The sequence below is a fragment of the Curtobacterium sp. MCSS17_015 genome, assembly GCF_003234265.2.
In the GTDB taxonomy this organism is placed as follows: Bacteria; Actinomycetota; Actinomycetes; order Actinomycetales; family Microbacteriaceae; genus Curtobacterium.
In genome coordinates, this window is record NZ_CP126256.1 from 2,535,195 (window position 1) to 2,556,341 (window position 21,147).

Below are 21,147 nucleotides of genomic sequence, written 5' to 3' on the forward strand. Positions count from 1 at the left end.
GGTGGGCGTGCGGTCGCGGGAGGTCGGCCGGTCACATCAGGTTGGGGAGCAGGAGCGTGAGCTGGGACGCCGCGAACAACCCGACCGCGAGCACCACCGGGACGGCCACGACGACCGTCTGCCGGCGGCCCCACAGACGCATGCCGACGGTGAAGAGCGCGACCATCGCGGCCAGCACGACGAGCCCGAGCACCACGAACGGCCAGACCGTCCCGTCGCCGGCCATCGTGAGCTCGCGCGGCTCGAGGCTGGAGTAGCCGAAGGCCGGGGTGGGCGTCGGCACCGGGTCGGAGACCAGTTCCGCGTCGACACGGACCACGGTGTCCGGCAGGAACGGCAGGCTTGCACCGGAGACGAGGGTGAGCCGGCCGTCGCCGACCGCCATCGGTGCGGGTACCGGGTCACCGGTCCGTCGGACGTCGGTCACGCGGTACCGTGCGGTGCCCTGGCCGGTGGTGGCGGTGAGGGTGTCGCCCCGGCGGAGCTCGGCGATCTTCCCGAAGGGGCCGCCGTAGGCCGTCTGTCGTCCGTACACCACGCTCGCCCCGGCCTGCCCGGGGAGCGGGGTGTCCCGTCGGTGACCGGGTCCGGAGCGGGTGACGTCCGACGTGGTGCCCTGCAGGACCACGGACCGCAGGCCGATCGCGGGCACGCGGAGGATCGCGACCGGGGTGCCGTCGGCGACGAGGCGGCCGTCCGGTCCGGTCTGTCCCACGGGTGCGGTCGCGTTGGCGAGCTGGAACCGGTACGCATCGAGCGCGAGCTGCTGGTCACGCACGTACGAGACCTGCGAGACCGCGATGAACTGGAGCGCGAACCCCACCAGGAGCAGGCCGACCACGACCACGGCGGAGCCGCCGAAGCGCCACCGCTCGGGCTGACCGAGCACCGGGAGGGCGCGTGCCGCAGGCCCGACGGGCTCGTGCGACCAGCCGCTGGTCGGGCGGCGGACCACCGGGCGGCGCACCGTGGAGCGTCGGGACGTCAGTCGGCGCAGGACGGGCCGTCGTCGGTCCGGCCGGTCCTGCCGGGAGGGGGTGCTGGTCATCGTGTCGTCCATCGCAGGTGGTGGGAGGGGCCCGGCCGGCCGTCGTGCGGCCGGCCGGGCAGGGGGTGTTACTTGGTGACCTTGAGCGTCGCGGCCTTGTCCGCGCCGTTCCAGGTGGTGCTGCCGCTGTAGGAGACGGTCAGCTTGTGGGTGCCTGCCTTGAGCTTGGGCAGGGTGACCGTCACGCGGCCGTCCTTGCTCGAGACGGTGCCGGAGGCGAGCTTCTTGCTGCCCTCCTTGACGGTGACCGTGCCGGTCGGGACCGAGCCGGTGCCGGTGACCCGGACGGCGACCTTCGCCTTGGCCGACGCCTTGACCGACTTGATCGCGCTCACCGTGACGGTGGGCGCACCCTTGGCGGCCTTCACGGTGCCGGTGGTGTTCGTCGCGACCGCGCCGGACCCGCTCGCCGTGTAGGTCGTGGTGAACTTGTAGGAGACGGCCTTCGGCACGAACGAGATCGTCGCGGTGCCGGCAGCGGGGACCTTGGCGGTGCCGAGGGTCTCCTTGCCGTTCTTGAGGGTGACGGTGCCACCGGACGGGCCGGCACCGGTGACCTTGACCGTGACCTTGGCGGTCTTGCCGACGGTCAGCTTCGGCACCGAGAGGGACACGGCGGTGGCGGGGGCGACCGCCACGGTCGCCGGGGCCGAGGTGCTGGAGGCGACACCGGCGAGCGACGGGACGAACTGCGCGGTGAGCGACGCCGAGCCGACGGGCAGGGTGACCGGCGCGGTGCCGCTGGTGGCGCCGCGCGCGATCGTGCCCGTGCCGACGACCGCGTTCCCCTTGAAGACCTTGACCGTGCCGCCGCCCGCGCCGAACGAGTCGACCGAGACCGATGCGGTGACGGCCTTGCCCGCCGTCGCCGTCGCCGGGACGGAGAGCTTCGTGGTGCTCGGCGACGCGGTGATCGAGCGCAGCTGGTCGTAGCCGCACGTGGTCGCCGGCGTGGTGGCGGGCTCGGGCAGGAAGCCGTAGGCCGCGATGGTCGCGGTCTGCTTGCAGACGAGCGAGTCCTTGCCGACGAAGGTCTTCGCGATGGCGCTCGTCGGGTCGTCCGCCAGGCGCGAGGGCACGATGTTGTAGACGTCGCGGACGAAGCCGGCGTACGCGGGGTTGGTCGCGTAGGACGTGCCGCTGCCCGTGGTGGCCGGGGCCTGCTTGCCGTCGACGACGCTCAGCGGCGCGAGCACCACGCCGTGGCGACGGTCCTTCACGGTGCCGACGCCGTTCGCCTGCGCGACCCACTGGCTGACCGAGAACGGCGCGACCGCGAGCGTCGAGCCGGAGGTGCTGTCGAGGATCGCCTGGCCGTTGTGCTCCTCGATCGGCTGGCCGTCGACCGTGTCGGACACGAACGGGCTCGTCGAGGTGAAGCCGGAGGCGTCGGTGAGGCCGAGCTTGCCGAGGAAGTAGCTGCGGGTGCCCGAGCCGAACTTCGGCAGGAGCGGCTTGATCTTCGCGGCCGTGGTGCCGTCGGGGCCGGTCGCGGCCGAGCCGACCGAGTTGTACGACCCGTCGGCGTTGAAGTACGCGTGGGTGACGTCGCCGCGGTACACGTTCCACAGCGTCGGGGCGGTCTTGGCCTGGGTGCCGTCGCCGACGAAGAAGGGGACCTTCGCGAGCTGGCTGCCCGGGGCGTAGGCCACGTCGACGGCGTCGCGAGCGAACGGGACGTAGGCGACGACGCCGTCGGACGCTGTGCTGGACGGGCCGCTCGAGGAACGGGCGAAGTCGAGCTGGCCGACGACCGAGGAGTCGACCGTCGTGCTCGTGCCGTCGGCGAGCGCGACGCCGGACTTGCTGGCGATCGCACCGATCGCGACGAGGAGCGCGTCGCGACCGGCACCGGAGCCGGACACGCGCGGGATCGCCTTGCCCCCGGGACGGGTGACCACCGACGGACCGGCGTTGGCCGCGTCGTACGACGCGAGCTGCCCGCCACCGACGGCCGTCGCGACGCCGTTCATGACGTCCTGCGTGGTGTCCGAACCGAGTCCGACGAGGGTGCCGAACGAGTTGCCGACCGGGTCCGCCTGGGCGGCCGGCACGGCGAGGGCACCGACGATCAGGGCGGTCGCCCCGAACGTGACGCCGATCTTGCAGAAGGTGTTCGCCTTCATGGCTGGTGGTTCCTTTCGTGGGTTCCGACGCCGCCCAGGTGGCAGCAGTCGATGGGGGTGGAACTCGGTCACACGTGGGCGGCGGCCAGCATCGCCAGCCTCCGGCCACGGCGGATCAGGAACGGACCGATGCCGAGGGCCGGCACGCCGGCCCCGAGTGCGGCGGCGAGGCCCATGCGGGTCGCGGCCAGGGGCTGGTCCGTGGTGCGGTGGTCGGGTCCGTCGGCGGCGGCCTGGTCGACGTCGTTGGACGACGGCTCCTGGACGGCGGGCACCTCCGGGGTGGCCACCGTGTCGGTCGACGTCGTGCCGGTGCCGACCGGGTCGAGCGGTGCCGGCTGGTCGTCCGGGGCGGAGGCCGTGGGGACGTCCGTCTCGGGCGCGGTCGGCTCCGGCGCGGAGGCCGCCGGGCAGGCGGCGGCGACGGCCCGGGCGTCGAGGAGGTCGGCCGCGACCGTCTTCGACTGGGTCGTCATGGCGGCGGGCAGCGGGACGTACCCGGCGGGCAGCTCGCCCTGGCGCTCGCCCTGGACCTGCCCCTTGCCGGCCGCGTAGGCGATGAAGCCCGAGTAGGCCCGGCGCTCCTCGGGCGTCGCGGCACAGACGTTCACCGCGGCGTAGCTGAGCATCGACAGCGGGTAGGCGCCGGGGGTCCGGTCGGCCGGGTCCGCGACCACGACCCCGGGGACGGTCGACGCACGCATCGTCCCGACGCCCGCCGCGACCGTCTCCGCCGTCGGCGCGACCGCTTCACCGGCGCCGTTGACGAGCTTGGCGGTGGGCAGGCCGTAGCGGGCCGCCGACGCCGCGTCCGTGATCGTCAGGACGAACCGGCTGCCGGGCACCTGGGCTCCGAGCGAGGTGTAGCCCTTCGGCTGGCCGAACGGGTTCCAGGAGTCCTTCTCGTTCGGGTCGGCCTTGAGCGCGCGGTACGCCCCCTCGTGCATGTCGTTCATGTACGGGCGCATGTCGAGCGTGCCGTACCCGGTCTCGTCCGGGTCACCGCCCTTCGCGATGGTCAGGTCGGCCTTCGGGAAGCTGTCCACGCTCGGGTCGGTGGCGAGCGCCAGGGACCGGTACGCCGGGTTGATCCGCATCCCCCACTCGTCGGGGCGGCCGTCGAGGAAGGCGGCCGCCACCGGGTCGGACCGCAGCCAGGACCAGACGCGGGCGTTCGCGTCGGCGTTGCCGAGCGCCACCATGAGGCCGGCCGGCGCGGTGTCGCTCTTCGAGCCGACGAACGTCGGGTTGAGGGCGAGGAACTCCGGGTCGGTGACGAGGCTCGCGGCGTTGGCCTGCAGGACCGTGTTCCCGCTGCCGCGCCCGGGCACGTCGGCCTGGTACGACTGCGTCAGCAGCTTGGCGACGAGGCGGGCGTCGAGGGTCAGGTCGAGGGCCTGGAGGCCGTCGCGCACCTTCGCGGGTGCGTCCGGGTACAGGCGGTAGTCGATCGTGAACGCGATGACGACGGCCGACTGCGCGACCGGCGCGTACCGGATGGTCTTGCCGGCCGCGGCCGTCTCGGCGAGCGGGCTGGTCACCAGGGCGAGGCGGGAGGACCCGGCGACGTCGGAGACGATCTGGTTCGCGGCCTCGCCGTCGCCGATCTGCGAGAAGCCGTACGTCGTGCCGAGGCCGCACAGCGCCGGCTGCCAGGCGGTGACGGCCTCGGTGGCGGTCTCCGACCCGACGAGTCGTTCCTCGGCGTTGCCGATCGGGCAGGACTGCGCGACGGACTGGAACCCGAGCGGGAACACCACGCGGTTGCGCCAGGCCGACGCCGACAGCGGGGAACCGGTGACGCGGCCGGCGGCGGTCGAGTCGGCCGCACTGCCGTCGAGGTTGTGCGAGCCGCGCGGCACCACCACGAGCCAGCAGGACCGGGGTGTGGACGTCCCGGCGACGACGACCTCCTGGCCGCAGCCGAGCTGGGGTGCCTCGAGCGCGGACTGGGTCTCGAAGGTGACCTGGCCGGTGCCGTCACTCGCCGTGCGGCCCGCGGTGACCTCGTTCGAGGTGTTCGCGTCGAACTGCTTGGACAGCTCGGTGGACGTCTTGGCGAGAGTGCCGTCGACCGCCCGGAACGGCATCCGGTACGCCTTGAGGAACGGGTTCTCGACGGGCGGCTCCAGCATGAGGTCCGCGTCCGCACGCTCACCGACGAGGGTCGTGTCCTGCACGGGGTCGTCGCCACGGACGAGGTCGCGCTTGGCGGCACCGACCCCTGTCCGGGCGCTGACGGCGGCCGACGGCGCACCCCACACGCACTGCTGCGGGGACGGGCCGGCCGGGTCGTCACCCCAGCACTGCATGATCTGCACGTAGTCCGTCGCGTACTCGCTCGGCGAGGTCGCCTCCGCACCGGTCCAGCTGACGGTGATCCCCTGGTCGGTGAGGTCCTTCGTCTGGCTCACCGTGAAGGTCATCTCCGAGAACGCGTCGGCGTCCGGGTCCGGCGAGGCGTCCGGGTCCGGGGTACCGGCGTCGGGGCCCTGGCCGCCCCCGAGCGCCGCCTGGGCGTCCTTCCACGTCAGGGTCATCGCGGAGCTGTCGGTCGGTGCCGTCGCCGAGGCCGGTGCGGTCACCATGAGCAGGGACCCGGCGACGGTCGTCGTGACGATCCCGAAGGCCAGTGCGGCGGAGCCGAGGCGGACGAGGTGCTGGTTCTTCACTTGCGGACCCTCCGACGGGAGACGAGCACGCCGATGAACGGCGGCAGCAGCACGAGGGCGAGCAGGGCCGCGACGGCGACGAGCATGAGCGTCTGGCGCGGGCTCCACCCGTTCAGGGGATCGACCGAGACCGGCAGCGCCGCCACGTTCTGGCAGACCCCGCTGTCGGCGTCGCACTGCACGGGGGAACCGTTGCCGACCGTGTTCGCGGCCACACCGGACCCTCCGGAGCCACCGGCACCCGACAGCGCCTCGCCGCCGGGGCCCGACGCGCCCTGGTCGGCGGACGAGCCGCCGGACGTCGCCGTCGTCCCCTTGCCGGAGTCGGCGGAACCGGACGCGGCGGCCGCTCCTCCGTCCTCGGACGAGCCGGGTCGCGTCTGCGTCGGCGTCTCGGTGGCCTTCGCGCCACCGGTCCCGACGGTGCACTGGGCGGCGCCGAGCTTGTCGCAGGCGGGCGGCTGCGGGGCCTTCGCCGCCAGTGTGTTCGTGCCGTCCGCCGAGAACGTCGGGTTGTTGCACTTGCGGATGTCGATGTTCTTCGCGACCGCGCCCGGGATCCGGCGGACCTGGTCGAGACCGGCCTGCACGAGGTTGATCGGCAGCGGCGAGTACCCGAGGACCTCGGCCTGCTGCTGTCCTTCGCAGAGGAAGTAGTAGTCGAACGCGGCGAGGGTCTTGCCCTTCGCCGGCGTGAGGCTCGCGTCGGTGGTCGTCGGGATGACCATGTACGAGTACGACGACAGCGGGTAGGTGCGGGCGTCGGCGTTGTCGTACACGCCGTCGAGCACCTGGGTGAGGTACGACGACGACCGCTTGTCCTGGTTGATCTTCGCGCCGAGGAGCCCGACGGCGACGTTCGACGCGGTGGGCTCGACGTAGTAGCCCGCCTTGTTGAGCACCTTCGCGACCGGGTACCCGGTCTTCAACGCGTAGGAGTACTCGACGTACGTGATGGTGCCGACGTTCGCCTTCTGCGCGACGTAGCCCGACACGCCCTGCGAGTTCGGCTGGGCGATGAACCCCTTGCCCGGGACCGTCGGGTAGTTCGAGGTGACACCGCAGGGCAGCGGCCGCCCCGCCTGCTTGCAGTACGCGTTCCACTCGGACGGGTACTTCTTGCTCAGCCAGGTGGTGAACTGCGCGGTGGAACCGGACCCGTCCGACCGCACGACGGGGACGACCGGTCGCTTCGGGAGCTCGAGACCGGGGTTGTCCGCCTTGATCGCCGGGTCGTCCCAGCTCGTGATCTTCCCGGTGAACACGCCCGCGAGCACCGGGCCCGACAGCCGGAGGTTGGTGATCTGCTTGCCGCCGGAGCTGAGGTTGTACATGAACGAGGTGCCGCCGGCGACGACGGGCATGTAGGCGTACCCGACCGTGGGCGGGTCGTCCGTGACCCCGCCGTCCTTGATGCCGTAGGGGATCTCCGACACCGCGAAGTCGACCGTGCCGGCCTTGAACTGGTTGCGGCCGTCCGACGACCCGGTGCTGGCGTACCGGACCTTCATGCCGTACTGCTGGACGTTCACCGCCCACTGCTGGATGGCGACGGAGCTCCACGACGAGCCGGCGCCCGAGATGGGCACGTAGTTCTCCGCCGCGGTCGCGGTGGTGGCGGGCAGCGTCGTGAGGGCCAGCACGGCGGCGGCCAGGAGCGCACCGATCGTGCGTCTTCTGCGGGTGATCACGAGGGGTCCTTCGGGGAGGAGTCGGTCAGGCGGGAGTTGAGACGGTCGACGTGGTGGTCGACGAAGCGACGGGCCGACCGTGCGGCGGGCACGGCGGCCTCGACCCCGCGGCGGAGCAGTCGGCCGGCGGCGCGGAAGCGCTCGTTGCGGCGTTCGCGCGTCGCCACGGTCTGCGCACCGATCACCCGGGCGATGACGAACAGCACGAGCACGAGCGTCATCAGGACCGCTGCGGCACCGAAGCCGCGGGCGATCATGTTCGGTTCCGGGGACTTGACGAACTCGAAGATCGCCAGGGGCAGCGAGATCATCGGGCCGTTCGTCGGGTCGATGTTGAGGTCGGGTGCGTACCCGGCGGTGAGCAGCACGGGGCTGGTCTCGCCGATGCCACGGGCGGTCGCCAGGATGATCGCGGTGACGAGACCGGACCGTGACGTCGGGAGCACGACGCGCCAGACGGTCTGCCACTGCCCTGCGCCGAGGCCGATCGAGGCCTCCTTGAGCGTCGCGGGCACCAGGCGGAGCACGACGTCGGCGGACCGGATCATGATCGGCAGCATCATCACGCTGATCGCGAGCGACGCCGCGAAGCCGGACTTGTCCACGCCCAGGCCGACGATGACGCTGGCGTAGACGAACAGCCCGGCGACGATCGACGGGAGCGCTGTCATGGCCTCGACGATCGTGCGGACGAACCGGGCGAACGGTCCCGGTACCTCGGTCAGGAAGAGCGCGGTGGTGATGCCGAGCGGGACCGTGATGAGGAGTGCGATCGAGATCTGGATGAGGGACCCGGCGATGGCGTGCAACACCCCGCCCGAGGTCATCGGGTCGAGCGGTCCGGTGAGCGCCATGTCCTGCGTGATGAAGTTCGCGTGTGGCAGTGCCTTCGTGGCCCGGACGACGCTGAACCCGACGACGAAGACGAGCGTCGCGACGACGACGAACGCCAGCGTGTGGATCGCCGCCGACACCACGCGGTCACGGACGACCGCGGCGTTCTCGGTCGTCGCCACCAGGAGCGCGTAGAACACGAGGAAGAGCACGTACGCGACGGCCGCGAACGCGATCGGGCCGGACACGGGTGCCAGTTCGGTGAACACGACGACCGTGACGGCGAGCGACGCGAGAGCCGCGCCGACGTGGCAGAGCAGGTCGCTGATGCGCATGCCGTTGACGCGACGCTCCTCGGGTCCGCGGTCCGGCCCGGAGGCCCGGTCGGCCAGCGGCAGGACGGTGCCGGCTCCGGAGCCAGCCGGGCCGGAGACGGTCGGCGGGCTGGTCGGCACGGCCGTCCGACGGGTGACGGTGGGCAGGGGCGTCGTGGCGCCCGACGGCGCCTGGATGATCTCGGTCATGACTAGCTGCTCGCTCCGGACCGTGAGCGGGCGACGACCGCGGACGCCGCGAAGTTGATGCACAGCGTCATGAGGAACAGGGTCAGGCCGGCGGCCATCAGGGCGGACATGCCGAACGGGGTGGCGTCGCCATACCGCAGGGCGATGAGCGAGGACACCGAACTCGCGCCGGCCTGCAGGATGTGCGGCTGGATGACGAACACCGGCGAGATGATCATGTAGACCGCGATGGTCTCCCCCAGCGCGCGGCCGAGGCCGAGCATCGTGCCGCCGATGATGCCGCCGCGGCCGAACGGCAGGACGACCGACCGGATCATGCCCCACTTGGTGGAGCCGAGCGCGAGGGCGCCCTCCCGCTCGCCGAGCGGCGCCTGCGAGAAGACCTCGCGCATGATCGAGGTGACGATCGGGGTGATCATCAGTCCGACGACGATCCCCGCGATGAACGTCGACGAGGTGTAGACGGTCGAGGTCGCCAGCGGGTCGTCCAGGTCGATGCCGTCGACCCGGAAGAGCGGGATCCACCCGAACCACTGCGAGATCCAGCGCGACACGGGCGTGATCTGGCCCTGCAGGAAGAAGAAGCCCCACAGGCCGTAGACGACGCTCGGGATCGCCGCCATCAGGTCGACCAGTCCGATCGCGAACTTCCGCACCCGGACCGGCGCGTACTCCGTGATGTAGAGCGCGGTACCGAGCGACAGCGGGACGGCGAGCGCGATCGCGACGCAGGCAATGAGGATCGTGCCGACGAGGACGGCCGCGATGCCGAACCGGTGCGCGTCCGGGTCCCAGGCCTGGGTGGTCAGGAAGCTGAAGCCGGCGACGCGGAGGGCTTCGGAGGCGCGGAACGCCAGGAACAGGCCGACCAACGACATGATCGTGAGGACCGCGACACCGCCCGCGCGGGCGACGATCCGGAACCTGACGTCCGACGGGTCCCGCACGACCGTGAGGAGGCGGGGCGAATCTCTGGACAACGTGATCCTTCGGGATTTCCAGGGCAGCGACTCGGGCGGACCGTCGGAGCGCTGCTCTCCGGCTCGGCGGCATCACAGTGGCAGTCGGACGGCGAACCAGAGCCCTCCCGAGATCAACCGATTCGCGACCCGGAAATGAACAACAGGGGATTCCTAGCGGATTCTGGGGAATTTCAGATGCACCAGTCCCCGGATCGGGGGGCAGGAATTGTCCCCCGGGGTACGCGCCGGTCGGCGGGCTCCCAGCACCGCGAGAAAGCCCTGATGAGGACTGCGTTTCGTACCGGGTACTAACTGTCGGCACTGCGTGGAGGCGCAGGACGACGCGCACGGCGGAACGACGAAGCCCCGGTCCGCTGCTGCGGGACCGGGGCTTCGTGGAGTGCGGAGACGGAGGGATTTGAACTCTCCCGCCTCAGGCTGAGTTCAAGGGCGCGCCTACTCGACTCCCGTACTTACGGGCTCCAGCAGTGACTTCCCGCCGCTTGGCACACCTCGCCGACTCCTCGGTTGTGGGGCATCCGTGAGGAGAGGAGAGCGTGCGGGCCGCACGACGGACACCTACTTCTTCTCGATGGACTTGCGAAGCTTGTCACCGGCCTTCGAGATCCTGGTGTCGAGGTGCATTGACTCTCGAGGGCCGGTGAACGCACCCAGCAACAGCGCTAGATCCTTCGCGAGCGGGGTCGAAAGCTTGGTACTGAGCACATCCAGCAGACGCGCCAACTGTTGCTTAGGCTTCCTGTAGCTCAGGAGCCCGGCGAGGTCAGCTTCGGTGAGGAAGACCAACGCCACGGCCCCCTCATCGGGAGTCAGCTGCTGAAGCAGCGCGGCGTACACTCCATCGGCTTGGAACGAGATGCCGGATGCACGACCGAGGAAGAGCTCAACGAGCGTCCGCACGTACTTTCGCCGGATGCCCTGCGGAACAGGTTGCGAGCCCACAAACTCCTTGAGTTGCCGGGCAATGGGAGGCTCGTTGTAGAAATTGTCCATCGCGTTGTGAACGGCGATGAGGCGGTCGAGAAGAACGTCAATCTCGCCGCCGCGTACATCTTCCGCGAGGTAGCCCATGCCATCGACAACCTGGAGGAACTCACGCGCTCTATCCGCTTGGGCAGTGTCGAGGTTCCCACGGAAGCGCGAATGGCGGACGCCGAGAGAGAATCGCTTGTCCTCCGGCACCCGTGGCCACAGATGCGGCACCAGCTTCCGCACGTTGTCACGAGCGAGCTCGGGAGTCGCGTCGGCTACGTAGATGCCGAACAAACCGTCGAGCAGAGCGTCAACCTGAGCCTCTCTGAGCTGAAGGAAGAACGTCGCAAAGCTGGAAGCATCCTCGTCTGAAACGGTTTCTTGCTTGATATTCGCCAACAGCCTGCTGGTCGTGACCATAGCCGTCGTCGGCGGGAGCGTGATCACTTCCTTGATGCACGTCTCGAGGTAGCCGAGCAGCGAATAGGGCGAGAGTTCGTGTTGGTTCGGATGAGCAGCGCTAGCGTGATTCCGCATGAAGCGAACTAGATCTAGTTGCTGTTGCCCGATCGGTGAGATGAAGCCGATCGTCGCCGCAGAACGCACCAACTCCTCGTCGGTGATCTTCAGAAGGTCTGCCTCACCACGAAGATCCTTCCTCTTCTCCGGCGCGGGCACAGCCAAATCGAAGAAATACGTCAGATCATAGTCGACAATGCGCTTCCGAAGCTCACCAATCGTCTCGTCCCACAAGTAGTTCAACGCAGCGTCAAACAACCCCGCGCTGACTGCCATCATGAACTTGGAGAGGTAGACCGAGTTGGAACGTCGGTCGCGAGCAAGACCCGAAAGTGCGCCTTCCAGGTTGTCCAACACCATGACGCGCTCGCGAACACCAATGAGGACTCCATCGCTCGGCAGCCCCATGTCCTCCGCGCGGCGAAGAAGCGCACCCTCAAGCCCGGTGATCGAAGCGGCTAGATCGCCCTTCTTCGCACCCGCGACTACAACATCCTTCTTTGCCACTGATTCCCCTCAACCTCGGTGACGACAGACTAGCTCAGACAAGCCAACGGATCAGGTCAGCCGAGCGGGACCCCAGGCGCGAGAGCATCCACTTCATCTGTCTGCGATCCTTCGTCGACCTCTTCCGAGCCCACTCGTGAGGATTCACTCTCAAATAGGGGCTGCATGGCGTCCTCTGGCTCGACCTTGAACGCAGAGTTGGTCGATTCGGGCAGGTAGAGCTTCGATGGCCAGGTGTCAGACTCGTGACACGCGTGACACACATCGATGATCTGCTTGGCGTCAAGCCCGGCTCCGGTGAGCTTGGCGAGAGCCACATTCACTGCGTCCGCCTGATCGCGGTCTACAGCGAACACCGGGTACTCGCGGCCCGCCCAAACCCCTTTCAAGACAGGACGTCCGTGCAGAACGATGTCGTTCACGTGATGCGTCTCATTACCCGCCATCACACCAGAAGCATCGTACGCGGCAGCGGCGACAGCCCAGGCAACCTCGACCGACAAGGTGAAGAACCGCTGGGACGCAAGACCGAAGACCCGGAAACCGGTGTCGATGCTGGGCCCGAAGTAGTCGTACAGATACTTCTTATGGGCCCTTGTCCCGCTCAACGCCTTTTGGTTCAGAACTGCGACCGGATTGTCCGAAGTCTCGACATCTGGAGTCCGCGGTATCGTGGACTCGCTGTCCGGCCCCGGGAACGTGGCAATGAATGCGCCGCCCTTCAGCGCGAGGCCGGAGGCGCTGAGCACTTGCTCCTCGTACTCGGTCATAGCGTCCAGCCACACTCGGACAGCTAGCCCAATCTCCTTCTCAGAGCTAACGTCGACCTCAAATATGAGCTCGTCGCCCACGGCCTTCCATAGCTGGAACCTAGTGGGTTCACCATCGTCACTGCGAGCCCTGCTCGCATTAGCTACGAACTGCGGGAATTCGCGATAAAAGCTAAGGAAGACCTTTTGCCAGCCTTCGTTCTTCTGCTTGAACTGGGTTGATCCAACAAGATCGCACGAGACGAAGAGGCTCGATCGAGGAGCGGCAGACAAGTTTTAGTCGATCCCCAATACCTGGGCACGAACAGAAGCGGCGCTCGGAGACACTCCAAAGACATCTCCGACCTTCCACCAATCGGTGCCGAAAGTTTGAACAGCCTCGCGGAACTTCTTCTCTGGCATGAGCAGCGACGACGCAAAGACATTCGCTTCGGTCTCTGCACGATTGCGTTCCCCGCGCCCGAACACCTGAGCATTCTCGTGCTTCGGGTATAGATAGTGCAGGAAGTAATGCCCAAGCTCGTGAGCAATGGTGAAGCGGTCACGACGATCCGAGGTCACGAGGGGCAGGTGCACGGTGAAATGCCCCGGCGCATAGACGGTCAGCGCCTCCGGGGCCACCAGGGCGTTGGACTCCTCGACACGGCCGCCCAGCACGGAGACCAGCCCATCCAGGTCAGCTCGCCCCAACGCGGAGTAGACGTTGTGATGAACGCCAACCCGCTCCGCGTACTCGGCGATCGCCCTGTTTGACAGTGACGATGCGGCAGTTGCACCAGGCACGTTGTCCCCTCTCCCACCTCAGTCTACCGGCCGACAGCGGAGTTTCGCCGGAGGCGGAACCGGCGTAGTTGCACGGGGCAGGCACCATCAATCGTGCGGTACCCCTGATCAAAGGACCTTGCTTCACTGCCTCATCAGACAGTCCGTGGTGGCATCGCGGTGTAGGTCAGCGAAGCCCTACGGAAGGCCGTCCGCCCCATCACAGTCGCCGCAGCAACAGACGCCTACGTCGAGGATCACCCGTCGCCGTCCGCCCGCAACGTTTCGAGCGCGGCGAGGAGTCTGCGGTCGAGCGCAATTGGGTCCCACGCTGGCTCTGACTCGAACAGCGCCCGCAAAAGCCAACGAAGCAGATAACGCGCCGCTTCAGTCGCGGAGATCGACTTGGAATTGATCTGAATCATTCTGTCTTTGATGTTCACGCCGTGGACGAGCTGTGACCGAAGTTTGTAAACTTCTTTCATCAACCTATAAGAGACCTGCGGCGAGTGGTATCTAGAGGAAGCAGCCAGGGCAGTGGCAGCCCGGAGAGACATTCGATGAACGAGTTCATCTTTCCCCTCCCCAAGCAGTGCCTCAATCCCGATGCAAGAGTCGAGAAGAGAGTCATCCCTATCAGCGCGAAGCGATGCCAGGAAGAGCCGTTGTGCAGCTAGGCGCGCTTGCCGACTGCCTTTCGATAGCCCGTTGTATATCCGCCCGATGAGAGCAAGGTCCTCGTCCTCCAGGACAGCTTTCTGTCGATTCCACGCCGCACGCTCAAACGCTGGTGGGTATCGACGATATGTCTTGATATTCGACAAGCTGGGGGACGGACTCCATCGATCAACCCAGCCGCGAGGGAGCAAGCAGACCTGTGCGTAGCCGACCCCCCTGGAGAGGGAAATGTGCAGCGCCTGGCAGACTCGTTCGATGATCTCGATGTCAGCGGTGTCCACGGACATCCGAACAGAACGCACGAATGCCCCTGGGGAGTTGTCGACCGAGCGACCCTCAAGGATCAGGCAGTGCGTAGCGGCGGCCACGAGATAAGGATTCACCTCGGCGATGCCCGAGGTCCCTGGCGCCCTAGCCACTTGCTCGTCCTCAGTCATCGGACGGATCTTTACCTGATCTTCGAGGTCCAGAGAGAAATCGTCAGGGAACGACAGCAGGGGTAGCGGGATCAACAGGTCATACCGCAAAGAGGCGGCGACCTCCGCGTTCTCGACCAACCGCCATGCGTCGAGGATCTGCTCGTCGTTGGCTGCGTTACTGTCGTTCACCTGTGTGAGGACCGAAGCTAGGAGATGGAGGCATTCCTGAGCGAAGCGGTTCTCGCGGCGGTTCTCGTCGGGGATGTCGGCTACGACACCGCTCAGACGCTCACCCAGGGGTGTACCTGCCGCAACGAGGGTGATGACCTCTCGCAGCTCGGGGACGTCGTCTGGAGTGATGTTGAGCAGCGGAGTCTTGACGGTGTCGAGGACGCGTGCCCAGTTGATTGGCCCGTCGTTCGACAGAAGGAACGAAGCACGCACCGTCGAAGGCCAGCCCGCCTCGTTGACAGTCGCAGCAACTGCGCCCGTGCGCGAGATGTAAGCCGGGCGAGTGCCTTCCTCGTTCACGAAGCGCAGAACCCTCCGAACCGCTCTCACGACCGCTGCTTCGAGGGGCGTCGTCCTCGTCGGGCGGGGCGGTGGGACATCCAGCATCGGGCACTCCTTCGGAACCTCCTCTGGATCGTAGCTCCCATGGAGCGACAGACATCTCGCAGTCCCCCAGACTCGCGCGCACCGCGATCTGCAGCACGTACCGATCGTCGCTTGACGGGGAGGGGGGGGAGTGCCCCTCCCCTCCCCTCCCCTCTCCTACCCGCTCAGCGACAGGCAGCAATCCACCTATCGAAGAACTCCGTCAGGCCCTTCATTGGACAATCGCAGCCCCTCGCAAACTCGCGTGAGTTCTCCTGAGCTGGCCCATTTCCTCCCCTCAGTTCTTTGTTATTCATGTGTGGGTCCTTGGGGCTACGTGCCGCGTAGGCCCATGGCGACGTGCGACGTAGGTCAGTGCCTACGCGATGACTAGGAGCGAGGCCCACGCGTGACGTGGGCGAGGCATGCCGACCATCGTGCGACCCGGTCAGGCTGCTTGCGCCTCGCCGGTCTGCACGTGCGGGCACCACGGGTTGACGCAGATCAAGTAGGTGGCGGTCCACCCCTTGCGGCCGGAAGCGACCCGATGCACGGCCCCCAGCTCCACCAACTCCTTCAACGCTCGTGTGACGGCCTGGTCGTGCTTCTTCCAAAGCCGGATATCCTCAAGCGCCGCGCCAGGACCCGGCTTGGACTCTGGCATGTCCCTACCGAGCCCCTTGGCGAGTTCCGCGCGGCGCATGAATGAGTGGCGGCCCGCCTGGCCCTTGGCTGAGGTCTCGTCGAGCGACCGAAGACACATGTAGACGAGCAAGCGGAAGGCCGTGTCGCTCACGTGCCGGAGATTAGCGAACGCGTAGGCCTCTCCTACGAGGCGGGCTCCCATCTAGCCTCCCTCATCTCCGGCGCTCGCCGCAGCCTGAAGATCGATCACGCCGCTTCCGCCGTGCTCTGACGTGCGGAAGCTTCCAGCCAAGCACGCACCCGTCGCTCCGAGTAGACGATCGTGCGAGGCGTAGGCCTGAGGTACTCGGGCCCCGTCCCGTTGAACCGGGCCATCTTGAGGCGGCCCTCCGTCATCCCGGGAATCAGGAAGCAGACGTCCGCAGGAGAGAGGTAGCGATCGGCGGCGTCAGGTCCGAGCTCGGACTGGCGGTCCGTCGCGTTGGTGAGGTAGGACACGGGGTCTCCGTTCTGGTGTGAGGTGTACACCAGAAGTGTGGAGTCATTTCGGTTTGCGCGCAAACACCAGACGGGTGTACGGTCCTCGCATGACGATCGAGGACGACACCACACCGGACAAGGTGTTCGCTCGCCAGTTCAGGGCCGAGCGAGAGCGAACGGGGATGACGCAGGACGAGGTTGCCCGGGAGATGGTCAGGCGCGGCCATGACTTTCACCAGCAGACCGTCTGGAAGCTGGAGAACAGTCGCAGGAAGGTGAGCATCGGCGAGGCGGTCGATCTTGCCGACACTCTGGGCGTACCCGTCGATGCCCTTGCGATCTCGAGCGCTCCCCCGAGCCCTGGAGCTCTGGTGCGGCGCGCAGGAGCAGATTTCGTCGAGCAGCTCGCAATCGTCGAGGGCCAGGTCGTCAAGGCCTTCCGCGCGCAGGAGACGTTCACGACGGCCCTTCGGGAGTACCTCCCGGAGACGCCCGATTACGCCTTCGACGCTGGCGGCCTCAGCCCTGACGAGAAGCCGATCATCAACGCGTTCATGCAGTTCGCCCGCTTCGAAGCGCTTCCCGAGTACCTCCGCGCTTGGCGACATCTCATGGCAGATCCTGACACTCACCGAGCGCTCCAGGCGTTCGGGTTTGAGCGGACCAACGAAGCCCCGTCGTCGACTTCCCCGTCCACTGAGAAGTAGCCATGGCGAGCTTCGAGAAGTACGAGATCGCCGCTGGCATCCGCTGGCGCGTCCGCTACCGAGACCCGCAGAACCGTTCGCGGGAGAAGGGCAGCTTCAAGACACTTCGAGCAGCGAAGGACTTCGCCGCGACCGTCGAGGTCTCCATGCTTCGGGGCGAGTACATCGACGCTCAGTCTTCGCGGATGAAGATTGGAGACCTCGCTACTGACTGGCTCGCAACACAGACACACCTCAAGCCATCTTCCCGGCGTCCGATCGAGACAGCGTGGCGCGTCCACGTTGCGCCATCCTGGGGAGATGTACGAGTCGCTCAGGTGCGGCACAGCGACGTCCAGCGATGGGTGACGGACCTGGCGGCGCACCGCAGCGCTAGCGTCGTGCTTCGGGCCTACGGCATCCTGGCCTCGATCCTGGACGTGGCGGTGAAGGACCGACGGATCTCAATCAACGCTGCGAGGGGCGTGAACCTTCCTCGGAAGACCACGAAGGCCCACGTATACCTCACCCATCAGCAGGTCCACCGGCTCGCGGCGAACTCCGGCGAGCGCCGAACCCTCGTCCTCCTCCTCGCGTACACCGGGCTCCGATGGGAAGCCATCGGCCTCCGCGTCGGAGACTTCGACCACTCCAGCCGCAGGTTGAAGGTCCAGGTCAACGCCGTCGAGGTCGGAGGGGAAATTCACGTCGGTACGCCCAAGTCGCACAAATCCCGCACGATCGTCCTTGCGGATTTCCTGCTCGACGCACTCGCCGCAGCCTGCGGCGCGAAGTCCCGTGACGCGCTCATCTTCAGCGACGACGAGGGCCGACACCTCCGCCGTACTCGCGTGTCGGAAGGAAGTCGCTCCTGGTTCAAGACAGCCCTCGCCGAGAGCGGCTTGCCACCGATGACGCTCCACGACCTGCGACACACGGCGGCAAGTCTCGCCGTCAGCGCTCATGGCAATGTCAAGGCAGTGCAGCGCATGCTCGGGCACGCCTCCGCAGCCATGACGCTGGACGTCTACGCCGATCTCTTCGCTGACGACCTCGAAGTGCTGGCAGACAACATCGACGCGGCGGCTCGATCCTCGGTTGTGGGGAATATGTGGGGTTCCGGCCTGCCCGAGGCCGTCTAGGCGAACCCGCTCAGCGACTACAACAAAATAATCCCTGGTCAGAGCGAGCATCTTGTGCTGCTCTGACCAGGGACCAAGTGCGGAGACGGAGGGATTTGAACCCTCGGTCCCCGAGAGGGGACTCCACCTTAGCAGGGTGGTGCACTCGGCCTGACTATGCGACGTCTCCAGGTGCCTGACGGCACTCCGATCACCATACAGGAGGACCAGCGCCCGCACGAAACGGAGCTGCCACGTGCGGCTCACCGGGACCGCCGGCACCGGTCCCCCGAAGTGGGGACGATCGGGGCTTGCCGATGTGTACCCCGGTGCATAGTCTCGTCGGGACGTGGCGATCACATTCCGGGGCATCCGTGCCCTGTCGCTGCGACACAGCACCCAGACGTCGCTCCCCGTGGCCTGGGCCCGGCGTCCCCGATCGCCCGGAGCCCGCACGGGGAGCGACTTCGTTCCGCCCGGCGCGCAGCGGGACTAGGCGGTCTCCGCGCTCCGGAACCGCTCCGGCAGGGCGATGAGCAGCTCGGCGAGCGCGGCCAGGCGGGCCGCGCAGCGTGGCACGTCGTCGGCGAGTGCGGCTGCACGGGCCGCCTTGACCAGGTGCATCCGGCTGGTCCAGTCCGCGGCCACGTCGATGCCGTTCGCCCGGGCGATGTCATCGGTGTGGAACACGTCGAGCACGGGCTGCTGCGACCGCAGCCAGTCCGCGCTCACCGGCGCCCCGGAGCGGCGCAACACCCACACGGCGAGCTCGACGAACGCGCCCGCCTCGGACAGGCAGTCGCGGAGGGTGACCGCGTCGAAGGGCTCGTCGGTCGGGGCGCAGCTGGACGGCGGGTCGATGAGCATGGCCCTGGCGATCCGGGTGCGTTCGACCATCTGGCCGACCGTCCACGGGGCGATGACGACGCCGACGTACCGCTGCACGACCACCAGCCGCATGGCCTCGAGCGGGACGAGGGCTTCGCGCACGGGGGTCCGCGACACCTGCATGTCGTCCGCGAGCGCGTCCAGTCGGAGCCGTTGGCCGCGCCGGTAGTCCCCACGCAGGATGCTCCGGAGCATCCGGGCGAAGACGGCGTCGCGGAGCAGGTTGCGCGGCACGGCGATCGGGCCACCGGGATGGGCGACGTCTCGTTCGGGGCGGAGCAGGCCGGTCATCACGTCACCGTCATCCACGGCGGCTCCGATGGAGCGCGTCCCCGACGGCACGGTGGGCAACTCCGCCACGCCGTCGGTTGTGGAGGACAGACTCCTGCCCACTCGTCGTTCTGGTGTTCCGCATCGGACCCTCCGTGACCACGGCCCTGTCGGACGGGCCGTGGTCACGAGGGTCACAGGACGTGGCGTCGACCGCTAAACATGTTGCATCAGGAGTTTCGCGAGGACGCAGCCCCGGAGCCCGGCCCCGATCCGGCCCCGTCCTTCGCGGTCAGCACGGAGAGCGGCTGCGTGATGTCCTCGAGCCCCTTCCGTGCCGCGTCCACGCCGAAGACGAGCGCGACCACCCCGCCGATGATCATCACCGTCGACCCGAGCAGGTAGCCCCAGAAGAGCGGCTCCCGCGACGACCCGTCCCCGATGAACGCGCCGTAGACCACTGGTGCGATCGCGCCGAAGACCTGTGCGAGGGCGAAGAAGTACGAGATCGCCTGCGACCGGAGTTCGAGTGGGAAGATCTCGCTGACCGTCAGGTAGGCGCTCGAGGCGCCCGCCGACGCGAAGAAGAACGACACGCACCAGAACGCGACCTGCACGGTGGCGCTGATGGCGTCGGCGCGGAACAGGAACGCCGAGGTCGCGAGCACGAGACCGGACACCAGATACGTCAGGAAGATCATCTGCCGGCGGCCCCACGTGTCGAAGAACCGGCCGAGGATCAGCGGCCCGAGCAGGTTGCCGATGGCGAACGGGAAGAAGTACAGGCTGGTCTGCGCGGTCTCCATCTCGAAGAAGTTCGTCAACACCAGTGCGTACGTGAAGAAGATCGCGTTGTAGAGGAACGCCTGGGTGATCATCATCGTCGCGCCGACGAGGGTGCGGGTCGGGTACTGCTTGAGCAGCACCCGGGCGATGGTGAGGAACCCGACGCGGTCCATCGGAGTGACCGTCATCGCCTTCGACTGCGGCACCGGTTCGAGCGTCCGGCCCGACTCCCGCTCGACCTCGGCCTCGATGCGCGTGACGGTCTCGTCCGCCTCCTGCTCCTTGCCGTGCGTCATCAGCCAGCGAGGACTCTCGGGGATGTGCCGCCGCAGGAAGATGATCGCGATGCCGAGCACCGGGCCGAGGAAGAACCCGATCCGCCAGCCGACGTCCTCGGCGAAGTGCGCGGTGTCGAGCAGGTAGATGTTCGCGGCCGCGCCGAGTGCCGCGCCGCCCCAGTAGGTGCCGTTGATGGCGATGTCGACGTGCCCGCGGTACTTCGACGGGATGAGTTCGTCGATCGCGGAGTTGATCGCGGCGTACTCGCCACCGATGCCGAGTCCCGCGACGAACCGGAACACCGCGAGGAACCAGAAGTCCTGCGCGAGGCCCGCGACGCCCGACCCGATGAGGTAGATCGCCAGCGTCAGGATGAAGAGCTTGCGTCGTCCGAGCCGGTCGGACATCCGGCCGAAGACCAGTGCGCCGACGACCTGCCCCACCAGGTAGATGCTGCCGAGCGACGCCACGTCCTGGTTCGACAGCCCGAGGTCCGCCTTGAACCCGGCGTTCGAGACGATCTGGATCTCGAGTCCGTCCAGGATCCAGGACACCCCGAGTCCCACCACCACGCTCCAGTGGAACCTCGTCCACGGCAGCCGGTCCATCCTCGCCGGGACGAGGCTCGTGACCGAGCCGCCCCTCGTTCCGCTGGCGCTCGTCATGCGCGTGCTCCTCCCGCGGCGAGCGCCCTCCGCCAGCCGCAAGGGAGGAACGTACGCCCGGCCCACCGGTCCCGTTCTCGGTCGGAAGGGCCACGGGGCGGACGCCGGAACCGGAGCACGAGCGGGCCGGAGCCGGATCCCCCTATGTCGATCCGGCTCCGCCGCTCTGCACTCATCCTCTCGGATGCTAGGGATCCTCACAACATGTGTGACTCCGCCGCGTAC

The 21,147-nt window shown here is 67.8% G+C and carries 16 protein-coding genes and 1 tRNA gene; 2 read left to right on the forward strand and 15 right to left on the reverse strand.

What is annotated here, in order from left to right; genetic code table 11:
* Positions 1–31: 31 nt before the first annotated feature.
* The 12 genes from DEJ18_RS12015 to DEJ18_RS12070 form a co-directional block, all read right to left on the reverse strand.
* Entirely contained in the window at positions 32–1,048 is a 1,017-nt protein-coding gene (locus tag DEJ18_RS12015) for a sortase (RefSeq protein ID WP_181434205.1), read from the reverse strand.
* Positions 1,049–1,116: 68 nt separating this feature from the next.
* On the reverse strand, positions 1,117–3,174 hold the full coding sequence (locus DEJ18_RS12020; protein WP_111210665.1) for an Ig-like domain repeat protein: 2,058 nt from the start codon (positions 3,172–3,174) through the stop codon (positions 1,117–1,119).
* Positions 3,175–3,242: 68 nt separating this feature from the next.
* Complete coding sequence (locus DEJ18_RS12025) at positions 3,243–5,846, reverse strand: hypothetical protein (protein WP_111210664.1); 2,604 nt, start codon at positions 5,844–5,846, stop codon at positions 3,243–3,245.
* Entirely contained in the window at positions 5,843–7,537 is a 1,695-nt protein-coding gene (gene pstS / locus DEJ18_RS12030) for a phosphate ABC transporter substrate-binding protein PstS (protein WP_258376935.1), read from the reverse strand. Before pstS ends, DEJ18_RS12025 begins: the two co-directional genes overlap by 4 nt.
* The gene (pstA, locus tag DEJ18_RS12035) at positions 7,534–8,895 is read right to left on the reverse strand and encodes a phosphate ABC transporter permease PstA (RefSeq protein WP_220034323.1); all 1,362 of its coding nucleotides are present in this window, start codon (positions 8,893–8,895) and stop codon (positions 7,534–7,536) included. Before pstA ends, pstS begins: the two co-directional genes overlap by 4 nt.
* Positions 8,896–8,897: 2 nt before the next feature.
* Entirely contained in the window at positions 8,898–9,875 is a 978-nt protein-coding gene (gene pstC / locus DEJ18_RS12040; protein WP_111210663.1) for a phosphate ABC transporter permease subunit PstC, read from the reverse strand.
* A gap of 561 nt (positions 9,876–10,436) precedes the next feature.
* On the reverse strand, positions 10,437–11,876 hold the full coding sequence (locus DEJ18_RS12045) for a hypothetical protein (RefSeq protein ID WP_146241582.1): 1,440 nt from the start codon (positions 11,874–11,876) through the stop codon (positions 10,437–10,439).
* Positions 11,877–11,932: 56 nt separating this feature from the next.
* Positions 11,933–12,727, reverse strand: a complete 795-nt coding sequence (locus DEJ18_RS12050) for a hypothetical protein (RefSeq protein ID WP_111210661.1) — start codon at positions 12,725–12,727, stop codon at positions 11,933–11,935.
* Positions 12,728–12,922: 195 nt separating this feature from the next.
* Positions 12,923–13,429, reverse strand: a complete 507-nt coding sequence (locus tag DEJ18_RS12055; protein WP_111210660.1) for an ImmA/IrrE family metallo-endopeptidase — start codon at positions 13,427–13,429, stop codon at positions 12,923–12,925.
* A 236-nt stretch (positions 13,430–13,665) separates the two neighbouring features.
* Positions 13,666–15,123, reverse strand: coding sequence for a HEPN domain-containing protein (locus DEJ18_RS12060; protein ID WP_111210659.1), 1,458 nt, complete (start codon positions 15,121–15,123; stop codon positions 13,666–13,668).
* Positions 15,124–15,550: 427 nt separating this feature from the next.
* Positions 15,551–15,898 carry a hypothetical protein gene (locus DEJ18_RS12065; protein WP_111210658.1) on the reverse strand — a complete coding sequence of 116 codons (348 nt, stop codon included), beginning with the start codon at positions 15,896–15,898 and terminating at the stop codon, positions 15,551–15,553.
* Between the two features lie 95 nt (positions 15,899–15,993).
* Positions 15,994–16,245 carry a hypothetical protein gene (locus DEJ18_RS12070; protein ID WP_111210657.1) on the reverse strand — a complete coding sequence of 84 codons (252 nt, stop codon included), beginning with the start codon at positions 16,243–16,245 and terminating at the stop codon, positions 15,994–15,996.
* 89 nt (positions 16,246–16,334) lie between these two features.
* Here DEJ18_RS12070 and DEJ18_RS12075 point away from each other — a divergent pair, with 89 nt between their 5' ends.
* Together DEJ18_RS12075 and DEJ18_RS12080 are read left to right on the forward strand one after the other, a co-directional pair.
* Positions 16,335–16,934: a helix-turn-helix domain-containing protein gene (locus DEJ18_RS12075; protein WP_111210656.1), complete on the forward strand. Its 600-nt coding sequence runs from the start codon at positions 16,335–16,337 to the stop codon at positions 16,932–16,934.
* Positions 16,935–16,936: 2 nt separating this feature from the next.
* Positions 16,937–18,055 carry a tyrosine-type recombinase/integrase gene (locus DEJ18_RS12080; protein ID WP_111210655.1) on the forward strand — a complete coding sequence of 373 codons (1,119 nt, stop codon included), beginning with the start codon at positions 16,937–16,939 and terminating at the stop codon, positions 18,053–18,055.
* A gap of 80 nt (positions 18,056–18,135) precedes the next feature.
* On the opposite strand, the gene DEJ18_RS12085 is transcribed toward DEJ18_RS12080, so the two are convergent.
* The 3 genes from DEJ18_RS12085 to DEJ18_RS12095 form a co-directional block, all read right to left on the reverse strand.
* Positions 18,136–18,224, reverse strand: a tRNA-Ser gene (locus DEJ18_RS12085).
* Between the two features lie 302 nt (positions 18,225–18,526).
* On the reverse strand, positions 18,527–19,213 hold the full coding sequence (locus DEJ18_RS12090; protein ID WP_146241581.1) for a GntR family transcriptional regulator: 687 nt from the start codon (positions 19,211–19,213) through the stop codon (positions 18,527–18,529).
* Between the two features lie 209 nt (positions 19,214–19,422).
* Positions 19,423–20,922, reverse strand: a complete 1,500-nt coding sequence (locus DEJ18_RS12095; RefSeq protein WP_111210653.1) for an MFS transporter — start codon at positions 20,920–20,922, stop codon at positions 19,423–19,425.
* Between the last annotated feature and the right edge of the window lie 225 nt (positions 20,923–21,147).